The organism is Pedococcus sp. P2_E4, assembly GCF_056403935.1.
This window is the reverse complement of record NZ_JBFUEO010000032.1, coordinates 1-22,744: the sequence shown is the minus strand read 5'-3', so window position 1 is coordinate 22,744 and position 22,744 is coordinate 1. Positions and strand designations below refer to the sequence as shown.

21 protein-coding genes are annotated in these 22,744 nt (G+C 71.6%); 12 read left to right on the top strand and 9 right to left on the bottom strand.

Annotated features, from left to right (window positions below; all coding sequences use genetic code 11):
- The first annotated feature begins 14 nt into the window (after positions 1-14).
- The gene (locus tag AC1DV7_RS14120; protein WP_477597783.1) at positions 15-977 is read left to right on the top strand and encodes a ribose-phosphate diphosphokinase; all 963 of its coding nucleotides are present in this window, start codon (positions 15-17) and stop codon (positions 975-977) included.
- A gap of 114 nt (positions 978-1,091) precedes the next feature.
- Here AC1DV7_RS14120 and AC1DV7_RS14115 read toward each other — a convergent pair whose 3' ends face one another.
- Entirely contained in the window at positions 1,092-1,643 is a 552-nt protein-coding gene (locus tag AC1DV7_RS14115) for a CGNR zinc finger domain-containing protein (protein WP_477597767.1), read from the bottom strand.
- Positions 1,644-1,719: 76 nt separating this feature from the next.
- Between AC1DV7_RS14115 and AC1DV7_RS14110 the strand changes: the two genes are divergently transcribed.
- From AC1DV7_RS14110 to AC1DV7_RS14080, 7 genes are all read left to right on the top strand, one after another.
- Complete coding sequence (locus AC1DV7_RS14110; RefSeq protein ID WP_477597766.1) at positions 1,720-2,694, top strand: EamA family transporter; 975 nt, start codon at positions 1,720-1,722, stop codon at positions 2,692-2,694.
- A 139-nt stretch (positions 2,695-2,833) separates the two neighbouring features.
- The gene (locus AC1DV7_RS14105; protein ID WP_477597765.1) at positions 2,834-3,517 is read left to right on the top strand and encodes a 50S ribosomal protein L25/general stress protein Ctc; all 684 of its coding nucleotides are present in this window, start codon (positions 2,834-2,836) and stop codon (positions 3,515-3,517) included.
- A 138-nt stretch (positions 3,518-3,655) separates the two neighbouring features.
- Positions 3,656-4,258 (top strand): aminoacyl-tRNA hydrolase, encoded by a 603-nt coding sequence (gene pth, locus AC1DV7_RS14100; RefSeq protein WP_477597764.1) that lies wholly within the window; start codon positions 3,656-3,658, stop codon positions 4,256-4,258.
- 399 nt (positions 4,259-4,657) lie between these two features.
- On the top strand, positions 4,658-6,160 hold the full coding sequence (locus AC1DV7_RS14095; RefSeq protein WP_477597763.1) for a sugar transferase: 1,503 nt from the start codon (positions 4,658-4,660) through the stop codon (positions 6,158-6,160).
- Positions 6,161-6,411: 251 nt separating this feature from the next.
- Positions 6,412-7,923 carry a lipopolysaccharide biosynthesis protein gene (locus tag AC1DV7_RS14090; protein ID WP_477597782.1) on the top strand — a complete coding sequence of 504 codons (1,512 nt, stop codon included), beginning with the start codon at positions 6,412-6,414 and terminating at the stop codon, positions 7,921-7,923.
- A gap of 29 nt (positions 7,924-7,952) precedes the next feature.
- Complete coding sequence (locus AC1DV7_RS14085) at positions 7,953-9,371, top strand: polysaccharide pyruvyl transferase family protein (RefSeq protein ID WP_477597762.1); 1,419 nt, start codon at positions 7,953-7,955, stop codon at positions 9,369-9,371.
- The gene (locus AC1DV7_RS14080; RefSeq protein ID WP_477597761.1) at positions 9,368-10,837 is read left to right on the top strand and encodes a hypothetical protein; all 1,470 of its coding nucleotides are present in this window, start codon (positions 9,368-9,370) and stop codon (positions 10,835-10,837) included. The genes AC1DV7_RS14085 and AC1DV7_RS14080 overlap by 4 nt, the downstream gene beginning before the upstream one ends.
- Before the next feature lie 73 nt (positions 10,838-10,910).
- On the opposite strand, the gene AC1DV7_RS14075 is transcribed toward AC1DV7_RS14080, so the two are convergent.
- The 5 genes from AC1DV7_RS14075 to AC1DV7_RS14055 are packed head-to-tail and all read right to left on the bottom strand — an operon-like array spanning position 10,911 to position 16,044.
- Positions 10,911-11,540, bottom strand: coding sequence for a PIG-L deacetylase family protein (locus AC1DV7_RS14075; RefSeq protein ID WP_477597760.1), 630 nt, complete (start codon positions 11,538-11,540; stop codon positions 10,911-10,913).
- A 17-nt stretch (positions 11,541-11,557) separates the two neighbouring features.
- Positions 11,558-12,889: a glutamate-1-semialdehyde 2,1-aminomutase gene (locus AC1DV7_RS14070; protein ID WP_477597759.1), complete on the bottom strand. Its 1,332-nt coding sequence runs from the start codon at positions 12,887-12,889 to the stop codon at positions 11,558-11,560.
- Positions 12,886-13,737: a sugar phosphate nucleotidyltransferase gene (locus tag AC1DV7_RS14065; protein ID WP_477597758.1), complete on the bottom strand. Its 852-nt coding sequence runs from the start codon at positions 13,735-13,737 to the stop codon at positions 12,886-12,888. Before AC1DV7_RS14065 ends, AC1DV7_RS14070 begins: the two co-directional genes overlap by 4 nt.
- Positions 13,738-13,780: 43 nt before the next feature.
- Complete coding sequence (locus AC1DV7_RS14060) at positions 13,781-15,010, bottom strand: class I SAM-dependent methyltransferase (protein ID WP_477597757.1); 1,230 nt, start codon at positions 15,008-15,010, stop codon at positions 13,781-13,783.
- On the bottom strand, positions 15,010-16,044 hold the full coding sequence (locus AC1DV7_RS14055) for an NAD-dependent epimerase/dehydratase family protein (protein ID WP_477597756.1): 1,035 nt from the start codon (positions 16,042-16,044) through the stop codon (positions 15,010-15,012). Before AC1DV7_RS14055 ends, AC1DV7_RS14060 begins: the two co-directional genes overlap by 1 nt.
- 118 nt (positions 16,045-16,162) lie before the next feature.
- Here AC1DV7_RS14055 and rfbC point away from each other — a divergent pair, with 118 nt between their 5' ends.
- The 3 genes from rfbC to AC1DV7_RS14040 are packed head-to-tail and all read left to right on the top strand — an operon-like array spanning position 16,163 to position 19,033.
- Complete coding sequence (gene rfbC, locus AC1DV7_RS14050; protein ID WP_477597755.1) at positions 16,163-16,720, top strand: dTDP-4-dehydrorhamnose 3,5-epimerase; 558 nt, start codon at positions 16,163-16,165, stop codon at positions 16,718-16,720.
- Entirely contained in the window at positions 16,713-17,891 is a 1,179-nt protein-coding gene (locus AC1DV7_RS14045; protein ID WP_477597754.1) for a glycosyltransferase, read from the top strand. The genes rfbC and AC1DV7_RS14045 overlap by 8 nt, the downstream gene beginning before the upstream one ends.
- Positions 17,888-19,033 (top strand): hypothetical protein, encoded by a 1,146-nt coding sequence (locus AC1DV7_RS14040; protein WP_477597753.1) that lies wholly within the window; start codon positions 17,888-17,890, stop codon positions 19,031-19,033. Before AC1DV7_RS14045 ends, AC1DV7_RS14040 begins: the two co-directional genes overlap by 4 nt.
- Here AC1DV7_RS14040 and AC1DV7_RS14035 read toward each other — a convergent pair.
- A complete protein-coding gene (locus AC1DV7_RS14035) occupies positions 19,030-19,947 on the bottom strand; it encodes a glycosyltransferase family 2 protein (RefSeq protein ID WP_477597752.1) in 918 nt (305 codons plus the stop codon). The two genes, AC1DV7_RS14040 and AC1DV7_RS14035, sit on opposite strands and share 4 nt — an antisense overlap.
- 135 nt (positions 19,948-20,082) lie before the next feature.
- Between AC1DV7_RS14035 and AC1DV7_RS14030 the strand changes: the two genes are divergently transcribed.
- A complete protein-coding gene (locus AC1DV7_RS14030) occupies positions 20,083-20,748 on the top strand; it encodes a polysaccharide deacetylase family protein (RefSeq protein ID WP_477597751.1) in 666 nt (221 codons plus the stop codon).
- 24 nt (positions 20,749-20,772) lie between these two features.
- Here AC1DV7_RS14030 and AC1DV7_RS14025 read toward each other — a convergent pair whose 3' ends face one another.
- On the bottom strand, positions 20,773-21,660 hold the full coding sequence (locus AC1DV7_RS14025; RefSeq protein WP_477597781.1) for a glycosyltransferase family 2 protein: 888 nt from the start codon (positions 21,658-21,660) through the stop codon (positions 20,773-20,775).
- 1 nt (position 21,661) lies between these two features.
- Positions 21,662-22,591: an FkbM family methyltransferase gene (locus tag AC1DV7_RS14020; protein ID WP_477597750.1), complete on the bottom strand. Its 930-nt coding sequence runs from the start codon at positions 22,589-22,591 to the stop codon at positions 21,662-21,664.
- Positions 22,592-22,744: the final 153 nt, after the last annotated feature.

Sequence of the window (22,744 nt, the reverse complement as noted above, 5' to 3'; positions counted from 1 at the left end):
CCGGCATCCTGAAGATGACCGAGAAGAACCTCATGGTCTTCTCCGGGCGGGCACACCCCGGTCTCGCCGCCGAGGTCACCAAGCTGCTCGGCACCGAGCTCGTGCCCACGAGCGCCTACGACTTCGCCAACGGCGAGATCTACGTGCGCTACGAGGAGTCCGTGCGCGGCTCGGACGCCTTCGTCATCCAGAGCCACAGCACGCCCCTCAACGAGGCGATCATGGAGCAGCTCATCATGATCGACGCGCTCAAGCGTGCCTCCGCCAAGCGGATCACGGTGGTGCTGCCGTTCTACGGCTATGCCCGCCAGGACAAGAAGCACCGCGGCCGCGAGCCGATCTCGGCGCGGCTGATGGCCGACCTGTTCAAGACCGCGGGCGCCAACCGGCTGATGGCGGTCGACCTGCACACGTCCCAGATCCAGGGCTTCTTCGACGGGCCGGTCGACCACCTCATGGCCCTGCCGATCCTGTCGGAGTACGTCCGCACCAAGTACGGCCACGAGAAGCTCGCGGTGGTCTCTCCCGACGCCGGACGCATCAAGGTCGCCGAGCAGTGGTCCGAGCGGCTGGGTGGCGCGCCCCTGGCGTTCATCCACAAGACCCGCGACATCAACCGGCCCAACGAGACGGTCGCCAACCGCGTGGTCGGCGAGGTCAAGGGCCGGATCTGCGTGCTGGTCGACGACATGATCGACACCGGCGGCACGATCACCAAGGCCGCCGACGCGCTCATGGCCGACGGGGCGGCGGGGGTCGTCATCGCCGCGACGCACGCGATCCTGTCCGGCCCGGCCGTCAAGCGGCTCGACGAGTGCGCGGCCGACGAGGTCATCGTCACGAACACCCTGCCGATCGACGAGTCCAAGCAGTTCGACAAGCTCACCGTCCTGTCCATCGCCCCGCTGATCAGCCGGGCGATCCAGGAGGTCTTCGAGGACGGCTCCGTGACCAGCCTGTTCGACGGCCACGCCTGAACCGGGCCACCGGCCATTCACCTAGCCCCTGCTAGCAGAGGTTGCCTGAATCCGGACAGCTTGCACCCTGTCCAGATTTCCCTAACCCCTGCTAGCAGAAGTGAGGGAAAACGGTCAGGCGGTGGCGGCCTTGCGCTCGCGGTAGGCCGCGACGTTCGCGCGGTTGCCGCACCCGCCGTCGCAGTACCGCTTGGAGCGGTTCTTGCTGAGGTCGATCACCACGTCCTCGCAGTCGTCCGCGGAGCAGACGCCGAGCCGTGACGTCTCACCGGCGCGGATGACGTCCACGAGGGCCATCGCCATCTCGACCGACATCCGCGTCGCCAGGGGGGCGTCGGGCGGGGTGGCGTGCAGGTGCCACGACCACTCGCCGTGGCGGACCAGCTGGGGCACGGCCTGGGCCTCGGCGAGCAGGGCGTTGACCATGGGCACGGCGTCGTCGGTGTCGGCGACCCACATGGCGCGCAGGCGCGGGCGCAGGGCGCGGACCGCCTCGAGCTCGGTGCCGTCGTGCTCGTGCGACCCGGTCCACTCCCACTCGCCGACGAAGCGGTCGAGCTCCTCGACGGTGGTGAGGTCGTCGGTGTCGGTGGGCAGGGTCGCAGCGGTGTTGATGAGCGCGGCAGCCCCCCGCAGGGCCATTTCCGTGTCATGGGTGAAAAGCATCTTGACTCCTGACGGATCGCGTCGGTACTGTCACCAGTATAAGGCGTTTTACTGGTTACGAGGGTGAGGTGCGGCGGTGACGACACGTTCCACGGGGCTGGGTCTGTGGCTGGCAGTGGCTGCGGCCGCGGCGTTCGGGAGCAGCGGTCCGTTCGCCAAGGCCCTCTTGGTCGAGGGCTGGAGCTCGGGTGCGATCGTCCTGTTGCGCGTGGGCATCGCGGCCCTGTTGCTCGCCGGCCCGACGGCGGTCGCGCTGCGCGGTCGCTGGGGCCTCGTGCGCCGCAACGCCCTGCCCGTCCTCGCGTACGGCGCCATGGCGGTCGCAGGCTGTCAGGTGGCCTACTTCTACGCGGTGCAGCGCCTGACCGTCGGCGTCGCGCTGCTGCTGGAGTACCTCGGCGTCGTCCTCGTCGTGCTCTTCGTCTGGGCGCGCAGCCGCCAGGCGCCGCCCCGGCTGACCCTCGTCGGCGTCGGGGTCGCCATCCTCGGGCTGGCCCTGGTGCTCGACCTCACCAGCCAGGCCCGCCCCGACCTCGTCGGCGTGCTGTGGGGGCTGTTGGCCGCCGTCGGTCTCGCGACGTACTTCGTCATCGCCGCCGAGGACACCGGTTTGCCGCCCGTCGCCCTCGCCGGGCTCGGTCTGGGCTCCGGCGCGCTCGCCCTCGGCTTCTTCGGGGCCGTCGGCATCATCCCGCTGACGTTCGCCACCGGACCGGTCCGGGTCGCTGGCGCCGACCTGCCCTGGTGGGTCGCGATCGGTGAGCTGGCCGTGGTCGCCGCCGCGGCGGCATACCTCATCGGGGTCATGGCCGCGCGGATCCTGGGCTCGACGGTGGCATCCTTCGTGGGTCTCACCGAGGTCCTCTTCGCCGTGCTCTTCGCGTGGCTGCTGCTCGGCGAGCTGCCCGGCATCATGCAGCTCGTCGGCGGGCTGCTCATCGTCCTCGGCGTCGTCGCCGTGCGTCTCGGCGAGCTGCGCCGCGCCCGCGCGGCAGGGCTCACGCTCGACGATGACGACGCGGATTTCCCTCTGCCGGTGGGCGTCGCCTAGACTCTCGGGGTTGCCTCGGCGAGGGACACTGCACGGCGCGAGCCGTCACCGTCCGTGATTCGACGCGGTGTGGTCTCCGTGCTGCGCCCCGCGTCGAGGCCCACCGCATCTCGAGACCCCCCGAAGCCAGGAGTTTTCCGTGTCTGACAACAAGCTCGTCGCTGAGAAGCGAACGCAGTTCGGCAAGGGCGCTGCCCGCAAGATCCGCCGTGACCACAAGATCCCCGCAGTGATGTACGGCCACGGCGCCGAGCCCGTGCACATCACCCTGCCGGGCCACGACACCATGATGGCCCTCAAGGTCGCCAACGCCCTGCTGACCATCGTCGTCGACGGCGACGAGCAGCTGGCCCTGGCCAAGGACGTCCAGCGCGACCCGATCAAGCCGGTCATCGAGCACGTCGACCTGGTCATCGTCCGCAAGGGCGAGAAGGTCACCGTCGACGTCCCCGTCCACGTCGAGGGCGAGGCTGCCCCCGAGACCGTCGTCACGGTCGACGCCCAGACCATCCAGCTCGAGGTCGAGGCCACCCACATCCCCGAGAACGTCGTCGTCTCCGTCGAGGGCCTCGAGGCCGGCACGCAGATCAAGGCGTCCGAGCTCGAGCTGCCCGGCGGCTCCACGCTGGTCGTCGACGCCGACACCCTCGTCGTCAACATCACCGCCCAGATCTCGCAGGAGGCGCTCGACGCCGAGATGGCCGAGGCCGAGGCCGAGGCCGGCATCGAGCACGAGGAGGCCGGCGCGGCCGACGAGGCCGAGGCTGCCGAGGGCGAGGCGCCTGCCGCCGAGGGCGAGCAGGCCGAGTCCGAGGACGCCTGAGTCCCACCGCTCGTATGACGCAAGGCCGGGTCCCACACGGGACCCGGCCTTGCGCCGTTCCCGGGGAGGTGTCGTCCCCGCGTGCGCGCGGACGGGTGGGCCAGGGTGGTCACCGGCGGTCCGGCATACTTGCCCGTCGTGAGCACTGACGGGACGTGGCTGGTGGTCGGTCTGGGCAACCCCGGGCCGAAGTACGCGGGCAACCGCCACAACGTCGGCGCCATGGTCGTCGAGGAGCTGGCCCAGCGGTCGTCCGTGAAGCTCACCGCCCACAAGGCGCGAGCCGTCGCCGCGACGGTCCGCATCGGCATGCTGCCCGGTGGCGCCCCCGGCCCGGCGGCCGTCGTGGCCGTCCCCTCCTGCTACATGAACGAGTCGGGTGGGCCCGTGAAGGCCCTGATGACGTTCTTCTCGGTGGGCCCGGACCGGTTGATCGTCGCGCACGACGAGCTCGACATCCCGGCCGGCGACGTCCGCCTCAAGCTCGGCGGGGGCGAGGGCGGGCACAACGGCCTGCGGTCGATCTCGTCGGCCCTCGGCACCAAGGACTACCTGCGGGTGCGGGTCGGCATCGGCAGGCCACCGGGGCGGATGGACCCCGCTGACTTCGTGCTGCGTGACTTCGGCACCGTCGAGCGCAAGCAGCTGCCGTTCCTGCTCGGCGACGCGGCCGACGCAGTGGAGATGGTCGTGACCCAGGGCCTCACCGCGGCCCAGCAGAAGTTCCATAGTCCGGCCTGACGCCGCTCGCCCCGTGGCGGTTCCCCAACCGGGGAACTAGTCAGTGATCATTTTTCCGATAGCCCGAACGCGTCGGCGCGTCGTCCTCGACGGAATCCGAGGCAAGGGGCGACGACACGCGAACGCAGGCCAACGATGCCACTCGTGCTCACTGGGGGGTCGCGTCTCCATCAGGTGCCGGAGACGGCTACGACAGGTGGTGTAGTCCACGTTGGCAACGGTACGTCGGACGGGTGTCGTAGCCACCGGAATCCGTTGTAACACAAGCCGTTTCGTCTAGGCCGATCCTCCACCAAATGGCCTATGGGGACCGATCGCCGCGGGTCTACCTTGCTGAGAGCACGTTGGGGGGACAGGCACATGACGGAGTTTGCGGACGCGGCGCGGGGAGAGAATCGGATGTCAGGCCAAGCACAGGAACTGCCCTCACGGGTGCTGGGCGGGTACCTCCGTCGCACCCGCGACTCGGTGGGCAGCAGCTGGCTGGGCACCGCCCCGCAGCACCGTTCCACCTGGGCCGTCGGCTACCGCCGTCGTGCCATCGCGCTCGATCTCGTGGTGGGGGCGATCGCGAGCATGACCGCCGTCACCCTCGTCGGCACCGACCTCGAGCTGCGGGCGCGGATGGCCGTCCTCGCGCTGCTGCCCCTCCTGTGGGTGCTGGGCCTGAGCCTGTTGCACGGCTACGAGCGCCGCTACCTCGGCTCGGGGGCCGAGGAGTACCGCGCCGTCATGCGGGCTGCCCTCGGTCTCGTGGGCAGCATCGCCCTGCTGTCCTACGGACTGCACGTCGAGGTGCCGCGGATGCTCGCGTTCGTCAGCGCCTCCCTCTTGTTCTGCCTGGGGCTGCTGGCCAGGCACGCGCTGCGCCGCGACCTCTACGTGCGCCGCTCCTCGGGACGCGACACCCAGCCGACCGTCATCATCGGCAACGCCAAGTCGGTCCTGCCCATGATCCGCGAGATGAAGCGCGCGCCTGAGGCGGGGCTCAACGTCGTCGCCGCCTGCGTCTCCGGCCTCGACCTCGACGGTGACTCACCCACCGAGGTCGACGGCGTCCCGGTGTTCGGCTACCCCGACGAGGCGATGGCTGCAGTCGACCTGTTCGATGCCGAGGTCGTCGCGGTGTCGAGCGACCCCGACCTGCACGGCCCCGAGCTGCGCCGCCTGGCCTGGTCCCTCGAGGAGCGCGAGGTCGACCTCGTGATCTCGCCCGGACTGCTCGGTGTCGCCGGCCCGAGGCTCTCGATCCGCCCGACCGCCGGCATGCCGCTGCTGCACGTCGAGCGGCCGGTCATGTCCGGTGGCCGTCGCGTGGTCAAGGGTGTCGTGGACCGCGGCCTCACCCTCGTGCTCGCCTTCTTCGCGCTGCCCGTGATGCTGCTCATCGCCGTCGCCATCCGTCTCGACTCGTCCGGGCCGGTGCTGTTCCGGCAGAAGCGCGTGGGAGCCCAGGGCCGCGAGTTCTTCATGGTCAAGTTCCGCACCATGTGCGTCGACGCCGAGGACAAGCTCGCCGCGCTGCAGCGTGACGCCGGGAACGACGTGCTCTTCAAGATGAAGGACGACCCGCGGGTGACTCGCGTCGGCCGGATCCTGCGCCGGTTCTCCCTCGACGAGCTGCCGCAGCTCATCAACGTGGCTCGTGGCGAGATGTCGCTCGTCGGGCCGAGGCCGCCGCTGCTGCGCGAGGTCGAGGGCTACGAGCCCGACGCGGTGCGGCGCCTGCGGGTCAAGCCGGGCCTCACGGGGCTGTGGCAGGTCAGTGGTCGCAGCAACCTCTCGTGGGACGAGTCCCTGCGCCTCGACCTCTGGTACGTCGACAACTGGTGCCTGGTCCTCGACCTGCAGATCCTCTTCCGCACGGCGCGCGCTGTCGTCCGTGGGTCGGGAGCGTACTGACGGTCCCTGGGGACGTCGGAGGCCACAAGGATGCGTGCTCGCACCTCTCGCAGGCTCGCGGGGCGGGAAGGCCACAAGGATGCGTGCTTGCACCTCTCGCAGGCTCGTCTTACGGTGCCGCGCACGCATCCTTGCGTCCTCCCTCGAGACCGAGTGAACGCGCGGGTCTGGGCAGTTCCCGGGAACCCCACGCGGTTGCGCTCGTGCGTGGCTACCGTGAGTTGCAATGTGAAAGGGGGCGCGCGTTGACGATGGCCCGTGCCGAGGGAACGTCGGGGACGGGCGGGACGCCGGAGCCCGGCGGCCCGGCGCCGGCCAGGCGGGACGACTCGTCCTCGCTGGTCCGCGCGACCTTCGTCACCGGTGGTTCCCGCATCGTCTCGCAGCTGGTGCGTCTGGTCTCGAGCCTCGTGCTCGCCCGGCTGCTCACGCCCGAGGACTTCGGCGCGATCGCGGTGGCGATGGTGATCGTGGTCTTCCTCGACCAGCTGCGCGACCTGGGCACCGGCTCCGCCGTGATCCAGCGCGCGGAGCGCACCGAGGCCATGGTCAACTCCGTCTTCTCGCTGAACATGGGCATGACGACGGTGATGGCGCTCGTCCTCGCCGCCGCGGCGGGCCCGATCACCTCGCTGCTGGGGCAGCCCGGCACCGCCAACATCCTGCGCCTGTATGCCGTCGTCTCCCTCGTGGCAGCGGCCGGCCAGGTCCACTACGCGTTGCTGCAGCGGGACCTGCGGTTCGTGCCCACCGCGGCGGTCATGGTGCTCGAGTCGCTCGTGACGGCGGCCGTCAGCATCGCCCTGGCCGTGCCGGGCTTCGGCCCCTGGGCCATCGCCGGTGGCACCCTCGCGGGCACCGTCGCCTCGACCATCGCGGTCTGGATCGCGAGCGGGTGGCGCCCCTCAGGACTGGGCACGATGGCCGAGCTGCGCCAGGTCTGGCGCTTCAGCACCAACATCTTCCTGGCCAACATCGTCTGGTTCGTCGCCGTGGGTCAGGCCGACAAGGCGATCATCTCCCGCGTGCTCGGCCTGTCCCCGCTCGGCATCTACTCGTTCGGGCAGCGGACCGTCACCTACCCCCTCGTCTCGGTCAAGAACGCCGTGGGACAGGTCATCTACCCGGCGCTGTCACGGAACCAGGGCGACCCGGCCGCGATGCGCCGCATCCTGCTGCGTGCCACCGGTGCAGTGGGGCTCGTGCTGCTGCCGGCCATGAGCGGGCTCGCCGTCGTGTCTGCGGTCCTCATGCCCCTGTTGGTGGGCGAGGGCTGGGGCCAGCTGCCGCTGCTCGTGGCCATCCTCGCCCCGACGACTGCGCTGCAGAGCGTCCTCAGCCTGTCGAACCACGTGACGACCGCAGCGGGTCGCCCCCAGCTCACGTTCCACTGGCAGGCGGCGCAGGCCGTGGCGTTCGTGGTCTCCTTCGTGGTCGGGGTCCAGTGGGGTGTCGTGGGCGTCGCGCTCGGGTATGCCGTGTGCGCCGCTGGGCTCGCGCCCATCGGCGTGGTGATCGCCGGCCGGCTCATCCACCTCGGGCCGCGCGAGTACGTCGCCGCGTTGTACCCGGCGATGGCGTCGACTGCCCTCGTGGTCGCGGTCGCGTGGCCGCTCGTGAACTCCGTGGGACACGGCTGGGCCGCGGTCGCGACCGCTGTCACCGCCGCGGTCCTGGCCGAGCTGGCACTGCTCGCGTGGTGGCGGCCGCAGCCCGTGCGCGACGTGCTCGGGGCGCTGCGCCGGTCGAAGGTGGGGACGTGAGGCAGGCGATGGACGGAGACGAGGGGCACATGACCGAAGCCACGCAGGGACCACGGGTCGCCATCTGGGGGCACTACCACGGGCGCAACCTCGGCGACGACGTCGTCGTGTCGGCCATCGCCGCGAACCTGCGCGCCAGGGTCCCCGGGGTGCAACTCGTGGGGATCTCGCTGTCCCCTGAGGACACCGAGCAGCGCCACGGCATGCCGGCTGTGCCGCTGCGCTGGTCGTCGTCGTCCGGCGGCGGACCCGCTGGCCCGGCGACCGGTGGCGTGCGGGCGGGCCTGCGCAGCAGGCTCAAGGCCCGCGTGGAGGGCACCGTCGTGCACTCGGCGATCAAGGGTGGGCGCCGAGCGGTCCGGGTGGCCCGGGGCCTGGTGGCGGAGCCGGCCTTCCTCTGGCGCACGTACCAGTGGCTCGAGGACGTCGACCTCATCCTGGTCGCCGGGAGCGGCCCCGTCTCGGACGACTGGAAGGGGCCGTGGAGCCACCCCTACACCATCGCCAAGTGGTCCCTGCTCGCGCGGCTGAGGCGAGTTCCCTTCGCCTTCCTGGCAGTCGGCGCGGGTCCGATCGACCACCGGCTCTCCCGGCCGCTCCTCTCGATCCCGTTGCGGTGGGCCGCCTTCCGCAGCTTCCGCGACGATGCCTCGGCTGCTCTCGTCGCGACCCTCGGCGTCCCGGCACCGCTGACGGTCGTGCCCGACCTCGCCATGAGCCTGCCGCGCGAGTCCCTCCCGGACCAGCTGCGGCGCGCCGCGCCGGGCGACCGGGACGCGAGCTCGACCCCGCTGAGGGTCGGGCTCAACCCGATCCCCTACTACGACCGGCGTTACTGGCCGGCCTTCGACGACGACCGCTACGCCGCCTACGTCGCGAAGATGGCGGACTACGCGGCGTGGGTGGTCGAGAGCGGGCGGCAGCTGGTGCTGCTCTACTCCCAGACCGACGTCGACCCGCTCGTCTGCGACGACGTGATGACCCTGCTCGCGGGTCGGCTCAGCGCCGAGCAGCTGGGCTCGATCGAACGTCCCGAGATCGAGACCGTCGACGAGCTGCTCGGCGCGCTGGCCGGGTGTGACTACGTCGTGGCCGGGCGCTTCCACTGCATCCTGCTGCCGTACCTGCTCGGTGGGCTCGCCATCGGGACCGCCTACCACCCCAAGACCTTCGCGCTCATGGAGTACACCGGCCAGTCCCGGTACTGCTTCGACATCGACGCCTTCGAGGCACACGACCTCGGGGCCGCCTCGGTCGCGCTGGAGGGCGACCTCGATGCGGCCCGGCAGGCCGTCACGCAGCGGCTGCCGGGGTTGCAGGAGGTGCTGGCCGGGCACTACGACGAGCTGGTGGCCACGATGGGCCTGACCCACGAGGACCTCGGCGCGCAGGGGTCCCGGGTCGCGATGGCCGCTGCGGAGACCTCGACCGCGGAGCGGCCCTCGTGACGGCAGCTCCACCGCCGCCCCGGCCGCACCGCCGGCAGTTCGTCCTCTTCCCCGGGCAGTGGCCCGCGCCGGAGGGATGGCTGACGCATCCCCTGGCGCGGTTCGGGGCGATCCACGTCGACCCGGACCTGCGCGTGACGCAGCAGCACCGGGACGGCCTCGAGCTGACCCTGGTGGGCTACGCCGTCGACCCGTCCCGGCCGACCGCCACGGACGACGACCTGCTGCGCGTGCTGTCGGACCAGACCGGTCGCGCCCGGGACGTGCCGCGGCACACGCACGCATGGGGTGGACGCTGGGTGCTCGTGGCGGTGGACGCCACGGACGGCATCCTCCTCACCGACCCGCTCGGGCTGCGCGAGGTGGTCCACACGCGCGGCGGCGCCACGGTCTGCGGCTCGCAGGCTCACGTCCTCGCGCGAGCCCTGGGCCTGGAGGTCGACCCGGACACCCGGGCCCGGTTCCTCGAGAGCAGCTACGTGACGCAGGATCCCGAGTACGCCTGGCCCGGTGACCGGACTCCGTATGCCGAGCTGGCCCACCTGACCCCCAACCACGTGCTCGACCTCGACAGCATGCAGACCACGCGGTTCTGGCCCGTCGATGAGCTGCCGGAGCAGCCCGCGGGTGCCGTGGCCGAGCGTGCCGCGGACCTGCTGACCGGGCTCGTCAAGGCCGCGCACCACCGGTTCGACCTCGCCCTGCCCATCACCGCCGGCTACGACAGCAGGTTCGCGATGGCGGCCACGCGGGACATCGCCTCGGACGTCTACTACTACACGTTCCAGCCCTCGACGATGCCGGACGAGCACCAGGACCTCGTCGTCGCGCGCCAGCTGCTCGACCTCGCCGGGCAGCCGCACCACGTCGTCCCCTGCGCCCCCGAGCCGGACCCGGCGTTCTGGGACGGGTACGCCGAGAGCGTGCAACCAGCCCATCGTGGTGCAGCGGCCCTGGCGGACGGGCTGTGGCGGGGCTTCCCGCAGGGCCTGGTGTCGATCAGCGGACACGGCGGCGAGGTCGTGCGGTGCTTCGGGCACAACGGCCGTGGGCGTGTCCCGACCGACGGTGCAGGCCTGACGGGTCGCTCGCGGATGGGGCAGCTGGAGTATGCCGACGAGGCCAACGCCGACTGGCTGGCGCGGGCCCGGACGACCGAGGGCGTCGAGTTGCTCGACCTCTGGTACTGGGAGCACCGCATCGGACGGTGGGCCGCGAACGGGCAGGCCCAGTGGGACGGGGTGCACGAGCGCTTCACGCCCTTCAACTCGCGCGAGCTGCTGTCGACGATGCTGTCCGCCCCGATCCGGTACCGCCGGGGCCCGGACTACCAGCTCAACCGGATGGTGATGCGGGTGCTGTGGCCCGCGCTGCTCGACGTCCCGGTCAACCCTGACGCGTCGCGGTCGCTGGTGCGGCGCGCCCGGTCGTCGCTGAGCCGGGTCCGGACCCGCGTCGGGATGTAGCGGCGCCGGGACGCGGTGGGCTCCTGCGCCCGTCGGGCGCAGGGGCGCGCCGCTGGCCGCCGACCGGACCCACTCAGAGCGAGACGACGGCCTTGTCGACCTCGAACGCCTCGGCATACCGGCTCCGGCACTCCATCCCGCGCAACCGGAGCTGACCGAGGAACATCTCCTCGTCCCACCAGTCGCGGGCTTGCTGCGACGGGTAGGCGGTGTCGAGCAGCTCCAGCTTGCGACGGGCCAGGTCGGGGGAGAGGGGTACGTAGTGCGTCGGCCTCGCCCGGTCGCCGTCCCACTTCGGGATCTCGTAGCRCAGCACGAGGGAGTCCCGCCAGACCGTCGTCACGAGCTCGGCCACGGTCCGGTGGTCCTGGTGGGCGTCACCCTCGCGCGGCGCGAAGATGAGGTCGGGCTGCAGCTCCCTGGCCGCGCCTTCGAGGATCTCCTTGACGTCGTTCCAGTGGGCCGGCAGCCGGCCGTCCGGCAGGTGGTGCACCTGCACCTCGCTGCCCGGGACGAACAGCTCGGCCGCGTTCCTGGCCTCCGGCTCGCGGTCCGCGCTCGCCGTCAGCACGAGGTTGGTGAGCCGTATGTCGTGGGTGGCAGCGAGTGCGAGAAGTGTTCCCCCACAACCGATTTCGATGTCATCCGGGTGGGCGCCCAGGCACAGCACGTCGAGGTCCTGCGCGATCGTGAAACCCAGCACGGGACTCCTTGGTGTCGTCAGGCGAAGGGCCGGAAGACCGGTTTGACCGGTCGGCCGCCCATCCAGGGTCCGGGGTCGCCGTCCTCCAGCGCGCGACGATAGACCTGCGCGGCGTCGGCGACCACCTCGGCCGTACGGTCCACGTCCTCCTCCGACAACGCCGCGCTCACGACGAACGACGGTGCGAGGACGCCGCCCTGGAGCAGGCAGCGCATGAACAGGGTGCGGTAGGGCTGGGAGGGCTCGCCCTGCGCGTCGAGGGTGGCGAATACGAGGTTGGAGCTGCGCCCCCGCAGCTGGATGTGGTCGGAGAGGCCGGCATCGGCCACGGCGGACCGCACTGCCGTGGCCAGTCGCTCGCCCAGTCGCTCCATCCGGCCCACGACGTCCTCGCGGCGGTAGACATCCATCACGGCCAGCGCTGCGGCGAGGCCATGGGTCTCGGCGCCGTGGGTGGTCGACAGCAGGAAGGCTCGCTCGAACGAGTGGTTCATGCCCCCTCGCTCCATGATCTCCCGCCGCCCTGTGAGAGCCGAGACCGCGCAACCGTTGCCCAGTGCCTTGCCGAACGTCGAGAGGTCGGGCGTGACGCCGTAGAGGCCCTGAGCCCCGTGGCGGGACCACCGGAAGCCGGTGATCATCTCGTCGAAGACCACGAGGGTGCCGTGCCGATGGGCGAGCTCGACCAGCCCCTCGAGGTAACCAGCCGGCGGGTCGGTGGCCGACCCCGCCTCGAGGATGAGGCACGCGACCTCGTCCGGGTGCCTGAGCAGCAGCTCCTCGGTGGCAGCCAGGTCGCCGTACGGGAAGCCCAGCGTCAGGGCCGTGACGGTCTCCGGGATGCCGGCCGGCATGGGTGTCGTGCCGATGAACCAGTCGTCGGTGGAGAAGAACGGCTGGTCCCGGCAGATCGCCACGAGGTTGCGCCCGGTGAAGGCGCGGGCCAGGCGGATGGCAGCCGTCGTGACGTCGGAGCCGTTCTTGGCGAACTTGACCATCTCGCCGGTGGGGACGGACTCCAGGAAGCTCTCGGCCGCCTCCAGCTCGATCGCAGCCGGCCGGGCGAAGTTGGTGCCCAGGGCGACCTGGCGGGACACCGCCTCGACGATCGCGGGGTGGGCGTGGCCCAGGGTCACGCTGCGCAGACCCGAGCCGTACTCGACGTACTCCCGGCCGTCCACGTCCCAGACGTGGGCACCCATGCCCCTGGCCAGCACCGGTGCGAGGTCCTCGGGGTACTGGTCCGGGCCCTTGGCGTAGGTGTGCGCGCCACCGGGGACGAGCCGCGCGAGGGCTTCGGCCACCCGGCTCGACTCGGTGGTGGTGGGGTCCACGTCGGTGGAGGTCATCGGGGGCGCCCCCCGGGCAGGGCGACGTCGGGGACCTCGATGGCGACGATGCGCTGTCCCGGTGTCGACGGCTTGGTCCGCCACAGGGCCCACGGGCTCTGCCCGGTGCTGTAGAGCGCCTCGAGGGCGGTCCGCTCCTTGAGGGTGTCCATGGGCGCCCAGAACCCGTCATACGGCACGGCCATCATCTTGCCCGCCTCGGCAGCCCGCACGCACGCGTTCATGACGAGGTCCTCGCCCTCGTTGAGGTAGTCGAAGATCGACTGCCGCAGGACGAAGTAGCCACCGTTGATCCGCATCGGCATCTCGGCCACCGCCTCGAGTCCGGTGACGTGGTTGCCACCGTCGAGGCGCACCACGTGGAAGGAGTCCTGGGGCTTGACGGCCAGCAGGGTGCCCGCGGCGTCGGTCGCCGTGAAATCGGCGACGATCGTGTCGAGGGGGGCGTCGGTGAGCACGTCGCCGTAGTTGGCGAGGAACATCTCGTCGTCCCCGAGGTACTGCCGGACCCGGCGCAGCCGCTCACCGATGGGGGTGTCGATCCCGGTGTCCACGAACGTGATCCGCCACTCGGAGATGTCGGTCTCCAGCATCTCGACCTCGCTGCCACCGTGGTGGAGGACGAAGTCGTTGGACTCGGTCTCCCGGTACTCGAGGAAGTAGTCCTTGACCGACTTGGCGCCGAAGCCGAGGCAGAGGATGAACTCCTTGTGGCCGAAGTGGGCGTAGTAGCGCATGACGTGCCAGAGGACCGGCCGGTGGCCGATCGGTGTCATGGGCTTGGGTAGCGAGTCCGGCCCCGTACGCATCCGCATGCCGAGCCCCCCGCAGAACAGGACGACCTTCACCCTGCCAACTCCTTCTCTGGTCCGTGGTCGCGGACCGTCCGGCCTAGAAGACCTCCAGGGCAGGAAGCGGGACGACGAGCTGGCCGCCCCACTCCCGTACGTACTCCAGCTGCGCGGCGATCTCGGTGCGCAGGTTCCACGGGAGGATGAGGACGAAGTCCGGCCGGGCCTCGGCCAGCGCCTCGACCGGCTTGATCGGGATGTGCGTCCCGGGGAGGAACTTCCCGTGCTTGAACGGGTTCCGGTCCACCGCGAAGTGCAACAGGTCCGCCCGCACCCCGCAGTGGTTGAGCAGGGTGTTGCCCTTGCCGGGCGCCCCGTAGGCCGCCACGGACTTGCCTGCGCGGGACTGCTCGACGAGGAAGGTCATGAGGTCGTTGCGGACGGTCGCGACCTTCGCGGCGAAGCCGGCGTGACCCTCGACCGTGTCGAGTCCGGCTCGGGCCTCGTCGGCCAGCACCCGGCGGACGGCCTCGGACGGCTCGCCGGCGTTCTCGGTCGGCGTCGACCAGGTGCGCAGCGAGCCGCCGTGGGTGTCGAGCTCCTCGACGTCCACCACCGTCAGCCCGGCGGCGGCGAGGACCCGCTGGGTCGTCAGCAGCGAGAGGTAGGAGTAGTGCTCGTGGTAGATCGTGTCGTACTCGTTGCCCTCGATGAGGCGCAGCAGGTGCGGGATCTCGATGCTCACGTGTCCCGTCGGCGACAGCATCGCCCGCATGCCCTTGGAGAAGTCCACGATGTCCGGCACGTGCGCGAAGACGTTGTTGGCGACGACGAGGTCGGCGGGACCGTGCGCCTCGGCGACCTTCGCCCCGGTCTCCTCGCCGAGGAACATGACCTCGGTGGGGATGCCCTTGGCCAGGGCTGCGTCGGCGACGTTGGCGGCCGGCTCGATCCCGAGGCAGCGGATGCCCTTGGCCACGACGTGCTGGAGCAGGTAACCGTCGTTGCTCGCCACCTCGACGACGAACGAGTCCGGCCCGAGGCCCCAGCGCTCGACGGCCCCGTCGACGAAGCGCCGGGCGTGCTCGACCCACGAGTCGCTGTAGGACGAGAAGTAGGCGTAGAAGGTGAAGATGTCCTCGGCGGGGATGTAGGCCGGGAGCTGGACCAGCAGGCAGGACGAGCAGACCCGCACGTGCAGCGGGTAGAAGACCTCGCCGGCGTCGAGCTGGTCGGCCTCGAGGTAGCTCTCGCAGGGCGGGGACATCCCCAGGTCGACGAAGGTCGTGTCCAGCGGGGCGGAGCAGAGGCGGCAGGCGGGCAGGGCCATCAGTCGCCCCCTCCCCTCGTGATGCGCAGGTCGGGATCCATCAGGCCCTGCTGCATGAGCTCGCTGATCCGCGCCAGCCGCACGAAGCGCGGCCCCTCGAAGTCCGCCGCCTGCAGGTCGTTGGTGCGCATGTCGGCCGCGAGCTCGTCGATGCCCTGGGGCACGGTCCACTGCGGGTCGAACCCCGGGATGCGCTCGTGGATCTTGCGGAAGTCGACGCGGTAGTTCCTGGCGTCGGGCCCGGCGCCCTCGGCGAAGGTCACCGGCGCGTCGAGGTGCTCGGCGACCTGGAGCGCGACGGTGCGGATCTGGACCACGTCCTCGTCGCGGCCGACGTTGAACGCCTGGTCGTGCACCGCCTCGCGGGGCGCCTCGAGGACCGCGAGGAACGCGCGCGAGATGTCCAGGACGTGCACCAGGGGGCGCCACGGGGTGCCGTCGGACTGCAGCCGCACCTCGCCGCGCGTGAACGCGGTGCCGGTGAGGTTGTTGACGACGATGTCGGCCCGCAGCCGCGGGGACGACCCGTATGCGGTGGCGTTGCGCAGGTAGGTCGGCGTGAACGAGTCGTCCGCGAGCTTGGCGATGCCCTGCTCGGCGAGGACCTTGCTCTCGCCGTAGGGCGTGACCGGGTTGAACTCGGCCTGCTCGTCCACGGGTGCGTCGCCGGCGGCCCCGTACAGCGAGCACGACGAGGAGAAGAGGAAGCGCGGGACGCCGGCCTCCTTGGCCACCTGGGCCATGTGGACGGCACCGTCGGCGTTGACCGAGTAGGTCGCCGCCGGGTTGAGGTGGCCGATGGGGTCGTTGGAGATGGCTGCCAGGTGGACCACGGCGTCGAAGCCGGCCAGGTCCTCGGCGCGACAGTCGCGGATGTCCCCGACCCGCTGCTCGTAGCCCTCGACCGGGTCCCCGAAGTCGCAGCCGGCGTACCAGTCCGCATCGAGCCCGACGACGTCGTGACCGGCCTCGCGGAACATCGGTACCAACACGCTTCCGATGTACCCGCGGTCCCCCGTAACCAGAACACGCATGTGGATCCCCTTTCCCACGGTCATGGTGTCACCGCCCGCTCGGCTTTCGCAGGCGTTTGCGGCAAACCTTGGCCCCGGTGAGGTCCCACTGTCTAGGCTCTGTACGAGGGGAGAGACCATGGACGTTTCCACGACTTCGATCGCCGGGTGCCTGCTGTTCACACCCACTCCGTTCCCCGACGAGCGCGGCTTCTTCTCGCGCACGTTCGACGCCCCCGTCGTGCGGGCCGCGGGGATCGACCCGGCCGCGTTCGTCCAGGACAGCATGAGCCGTTCCGCCGTGGGGGTCGTCCGCGCCCTGCACGTCCGCAGTGGGGCCGGCGAGGCCAAGCTGGTCCGCTGCTCCTCGGGCGCGATCTTCGACGTCGTGGTCGACCTGCGCCCCGACTCGGCCACCTTCGGCCAGTGGGAGTCCTTCGACCTCGACGGCGAGCGGCAGCGCTCCGTCTACATCCCTGCTGGCTGCGCGCACGGCTTCCAGGCGCTGACGGACCCCGCCGACACGGCATACAAGATCGACCGCGAGCACGACCCCACCGAGGCGGTCACGATCGCGCACGACGACCCGACCCTGGCCATCCCGTGGCCGCTCCCGGTCACGACCATGTCGGCCGCCGACCGGGCGGCGCCGACCCTCGCCGAGCTCGGCATCGTGCTGCCGCGCGGTCGTGGCTGAGCGGGGCTGGGACGACCTCGTCGTCGTCTGCGCCACCTCGTTCTGGGACGGCACGCCGCTGTTGGAGCACCACCTCGCCGACGAGCTCTCGCGCGACCACCCCGTGCTCTACCTCGACCCGCCCACCTCGGTCGTGTCGCGGATCCGCAACCGTGAGGCGGCGACCGCCGCCCGCGGGCCGGGCGTGCACGAGGTCAGGCCGGGCCTCGCGGTGCTGTCCGTCCGGCTGCCCCCGTTCAAGGACCGCCGCGCCGTCAAACCGCTCAGCCTCTGGCTGACCCGGCGCGCCCTGCGTCGGGCCGTGGCCACCCTGGGCGCCTCGGAGGTCTCGGCGCTCGTCGTCACCTCGCTCGACCCGCTGCTCGGAGCCCTCGACGAGCGGGTCAGCGTCTACTACGCCAAGGACGACTACGTCTCGGGCACCGAGCTGATCGGCGTCGACCGCGACACCGTCGTGTCGTGGGTGTCCCGCCTGTGCAGGGACGCCGACGTCGTCGTCGCCGTGAGCCCGGCGCTGGTCGACGTGCTGCGGGTGTACGGCACCGACCCCGTCCTGGTTCCCAACGGTTGCGACGTCGAGGCGTTCGCCGCCGCCGGCGTGCCCCCGACGGGCAGTGAGCCGTGCGCCGCCTTCGTCGGCCACCTGTCGGAGCGGGTGGACGTCCGCCTGCTCGAGGCGGTGGCCCGGCGGGGCGTGCGCCTCAAGGTCATCGGCCCGACCCAGGCCACCATGGCCGGGGGCCACTTCGACGCCCTGCGTGACCTCCCCACCGTGGAGTGGCTGGGCACCGTGCCGTATGCCGCGCTGCCCGAGGCCCTGTCCGACGTCACCACCGGGCTGCTGCCCTATGCCGACACGGCCTTCAACCGCGCGAGCTTCCCGCTCAAGATCCTCGAGTACCTCGCCGCCGGCCGACGGGTGGTCAGCACCTCGCTGCCGGCCGTGCAGTGGCTCGACACCCCGCTCGTCACCGTCGCCGACGGCCCCGAGGCCTTCGCCGACGCCGTGGTGGGCTCGCTCGGCTCGAGCCTGGGCGCGGCCGAGGTGCGCGAGCGAGCCGACTTCGCAGCCGGGCACTCGTGGCGGGCGCGCGCCGACCAGTTCGTCGGGGCGACCGGGATCGCCGCAGGGAACGCCCCTGCGGTCCGAGCAACCGAGAGGGACCGATGAGCGACGAGCTGGCGTGCAGGTCGTGCGGGTCCGACCAGCTGGTCGAGGTCATGGACCTCGGCGCGGTGCCCCCCTCGGACGTGTTCCCCCTCGAGGACGCCCCGGGCCCCGACCCGCGGGTGCCCCTCGTCCTGGTCTTCTGCACGGCGTGCCGGCTGGTCCAGCTCGGGCCGACGGCCAGCACCGTCCCGGAGCAGCCGATGGCCGTCGACTCGCAGACCGCCCTGAGGCAGGCACGCGCGTCCGTGGAGCGGGTCGTCCGGGACGAGGGACTGGTGGCGGGCCAGACCTTCGTCGAGCACGACAGTGGCCACGGCTGCTCGTGGGCGCCGTTCTTCGAGGAGGCCGGGCTGGTCCGGGCCGCGGACGGCGAGCCCGCGGACCTGGTGGTGGACGTGCACCACCTCATGCACTACGAGGACGTCGACCCGGTGATCGCGCGTCACGCCGCGCGGCTGGCGCCCGGGGGAGTGCTCCTGCTGGAGTTCTTCCACGCCCGGCCGATGGTGGTCAAGACGCTGGTCGACACGGTGCGCCACGGTCACTTCGTCTACTTCACGGTCCTCGCCGCCGTGCCCCTGCTGGAGAGGCACGGCCTCGTGGCCACGGGCGCCCGCGAGGTGCCGGCCTACGGCGGGTCGGTCCAGCTCAGCGCCCGGCGGCTCGCCGACTCCCCCGAGGTGGGGCGCGAGGTCGAGGACCTGCAGGCGGCCGAGCTGGCCGACGGGCTGGGCGACGTCGCGGCCCTCACGGCGTTCGGCGAGCGGTCCACGGGGGTCGCGACCGCGTTCCACGACCACCTCGCCGCGCTCGCCACGAGCGGTCGCTCCGTGGCGGCATACGGCGCGCCGTCCAAGGCGCCGGTCCTGCTGGCGCTCGCCGGGGTGGACCGCAGCCTGCTGCCCTTCACGGTCGACCTGTCGCCGGCCAAGGCGGGACGACGGATCCCCGGTGCAGGCGTCCCGATCCGCACGGTGGAGGAGCTCATCGAGGCCCGGCCGGACGACGTCGTGGTCCTCACGTGGGACATCGCGGACGAGGTCGCCGCCCAGCTCGCGACGATGAGCGCGGGGACCGGGTGGAACCCGCGCCTCTACGTCCCGCTCCCGGAGCCCCGGGAGATCTCCCTGCCGAAGGTCTAGCCGGCGGTCCGGCGTCGCCGGGTGCGCAGCTCCTGGCGCGCGGCCAGCTTGAGGCGTCCACCCTCGACGCGGACGCGTCGCCACGACCAGACGGCCAGGTAGGCGCCCACGAGCGAGACCCGGGTGGGCAGCGGGTGGTCGGACCCGGCCAGCCCCCGCACCGTCCTGGCGGCCAGGCGCAGCGTGGGGAACCGCTCCGTCCCGGGCTTGTGCGGCGTGTACCAGGCGGCCGAGTTGCCCGAGCTGGAACCCTCGTGGAAGCGCCGGTAGAACAATGGCTCCGGGACCTCGTGGATCTCGCCGAGCGCCGCCAGCTCCATGAACAGCGGCACGTCCCCCGACACGTGCTCGCGCTCCAGCCCCGTACGGCGCAGCTGGTCGGTGCGGATCACGCCGTAGAGCGGGTTGAGCAGGTTCCATCGTCTTGCGGCGGCCGCGACCCGCAGGGCCGGGTGACGGTTCCTGATGTCGAGGTCGTCCTCGTAGTGACTCACGAGCTGCCCGTCGTCGTCGATCAGGGCCGTCTGCGGGTAGGCGATGACCGTCCCCGGACCGGAGCGGTCCAGCTCCGCGACGCACGCACTCAGCAGCGTCGGCGCCATGAGGTCGTCGTACGCCACCCAGCGGAAGAGCTCTCCCCGCGCCTCCTCGACGACCCGGTTGAAGTTGCGGGCCACCCCGAGGTTCGTCGGGTTGCGCAGGACGCGGATCCGGGGGTCGCGCGCCGCGTAGTCCGTGCAGATGTCCCACGTGTCGTCGGTCGAGCCGTTGTCGCTGATGATGAGCTCGAAGTCGGTGAAGTCCTGGGCGAGCACCGCGTCCAGCGCCTGTCGCACGTAACGGGTGGCGTTGTAGACGGGCAGCCCCAGGCTGACCCGCGGCGCGTCACCGCCGCCCCTGCGTCCCTCGTCCATGGCTCCGCCCCTCGCCGGCCGCCGCCTGCCAGGTTTCAACGTAGCGCGAGCCCCCGCACGACGGCCCGGTTTCGCGAAACCCTCCGTCGGCCGCACGGCATACGGGATGATGCAAGGCACACGAGGGGGTGCCTCTTGGCCGGCAACACGAGCAACACGATCTGCTTCCACGGGATCGGCGTCCCGGGACGAGCCCTCGACCCGGGCGAGGACGACTACTGGGTGAGCCACGAGGCGTTCCTCCGGGTCCTGGACGAGGTCGCGACGTGGCCCGGGGTCCGGCTCACGTTCGACGACGGCAACCGGTCCGACGTGGAGCGCGCACTGCCCGCCCTGCAGGAGCGCGGTCTCGACGCGACCTTCTTCGTGCTCGCCGGCCGGCTGGACGAGCCCGGGTCGTTGTCCGCCGACGACGTGCGCAGCCTGCGTGACGCGGGAATGCGGGTGGGCACGCACGGGATGCACCACGTCCCGTGGCGTCGCCTGGACGCCGCGACGGCGGCGCGTGAGCTGCACGAGGCGCGAGGGGTGCTCACGGAGGTGCTGGGCGCCCCGGTCACCGAGGCGGCCTGCCCCTTCGGCGAGTACGACCGCCGGGCCCTCGCGCTGCTGCGCAAGGCCGGGTACGACGCGGTGTACACGAGCGACCGCAGGGCCGCCCCGGTGCGCGGCTGGCTGCAGCCGCGCTACACCGCGCGGCGGCAGGACACCGCCGAGTCGCTGCGCCGCGAGGTGCTCGAGGGTGGGCTCGCCCACCGGGCCGTGCGCGAGGCGGTCGGCGTCGTCAAGCGCTGGCGCTAGCCGTCACCGCCGGATCCCCGCCCGTCAGCGGGGGAGTATGCCGGGTGGGCACCGCAGCTCCGGTGGTCGCCGCGAGGGGCGGACCAGCACACGCAGCCCCTCCCGGGCCTCGGCGTGACCGCGGACCACGAGCGACAGCTCCCGCGCCACGGACACGACGTAGTAGAGCCAGGCCGAGGGCGCCGAGTGCCGGCTCGAGAACAGCCGCACGCGGTTGAGGATCTGCATGGCGTACAGCCGGCTGTTCCAGCCCGAGGCGGACCCGACGTGCTCGGCGGTCGCGCCGGGTTCGTAGACGGTCAGCCAGCCCCGGTCGCGGGCGCGCAGCGACAGGTCGGTCTCCTCGGAGTACAGGAAGAAGCGCTCGTCCCACCCGCCGAGCTCCTCGTGGCACTGACGGGACACCAGCAGGGCCGCCCCCGTCGCCCACGACACCGTGTGCGGGTGGTCGTAGGCCGACGGGTCCTTGACCGACTCGCTCAGCCACGGGTGGCCGGTGAAGGCCAGGCCGATGGAGCGCAGGAGTGTCGGTGCGCGGCGCAGGGAGAACTTGAGGGTGCCGTCGAGGTCGGTGATGCGCGGCGCGACGATCCCCACGTGGGGCTGCGCGAGCCGGTCGAGGAGGACGGCCACCGACCCAGGGGCCAGCCGGACGTCGGGGTTGAGGACGAGCACGGGCACGTCGGGGGACAGGTGGCCCACGCCGAGGTTGATGCCCGAGGAGTACCCGTTGTTGTCGGTCTCGACGACCTGGACGCCGGCCCGGCCACGGAGCAGGTCGACGGTGTCGTCGCTCGACCCGTTGTCGACGACCACGACCTCCGCCGTGAGGGGACCGAGCGCTGGCGGCAGGCTCGCGAGGAGGTCGGTGACGACTGCCGCGCTGTTGTGGGTGACCACGACCACGCCCACGTCAGCCAACGGTGGCACCGTGGTCCCGATCGAGGATCGCGACGGACGCCAGCAGGCCGCGGTCGATGGCTCCCTGGTGCACGCCGATCACGTGCCGGGCCGGCCACGGGCGCCTGCTCAGACCTGCGGTGCTGAGCTCCGTGACGGGGTGGAGCTCGCGACGACGCGGGTGGAAGAAGAAGAAGCGGTACCCCCACTGCTGACACTGCTGGTACGCGCCCAGGGACTGCTCCCCGATCAGCAGGACGAGGATGTCGGCGCGGCCCGCGCGCAGCAGGTCGGAGCCACCGGCGAGGGCGGCGGGCTCGTGGCCGGCGACGTTGACCTTGAGCACCGACACCCGGTCCAGGCCGAGTCGCTCCACCTCGGCGTCCAGGGTGTGGACGGGGACCCTCACGCCCTGTCCCGTCGACGACAGGTGGCTCAGGTAGGCGTTGTCGGTCTCCTCGAAGACGACCTCGCCCTCCGTCTCGCCCAGGGCAGCGGCGTGGACGCTGACCCGGGCTGCCACGTCGTTGAGGTCGAGGTTGCGGTGCAGGCTCTCGAGGTTGGCGGCGTTCGGCTCGTAAGCGTGCACGTGCGCCACCGGGAGCCGGGCGGCGAACGTGGTGAACTGGCCGATGGCGGCTCCCACGTCCAGGACGAGCCAGTCGGGCCTGGCCACCGCACGCAGGAAGGCGAACTCGGGGTCGATGAGGTCCCGGAACACCACGAGCGCGGGCGCGACCTGCGCGGGCACCGCATACTCGAGGACTGGTCCCGAGCGGAGCGTGATCCGGGCTCGCTCCGGGCGGCGCCACCGCAGGGCTGCGAGGCGCACGGCTCCGCGCAGGGCCTCGGGGAGGCCGACGGTGCGGACGCCCCAGGCGAACTTGCGCGCGAGGTCACCCAGGTGGTCGAGCCGCGCCGTGACACCTCGGGTGCGACGCATCGCCCACCTCCCCCAAGCAGCCTCGGTCCTGCCCACGCGACGACAGGCGCGATCGGAGTATGCCACGGGGCAATGAGACGTGGTGTCTCATTGCCCCGTGTGGGTGTCAGGCCCTGTCAGGCCTTGGCGTCGGTCACGCCCTCCGGGTCAGGG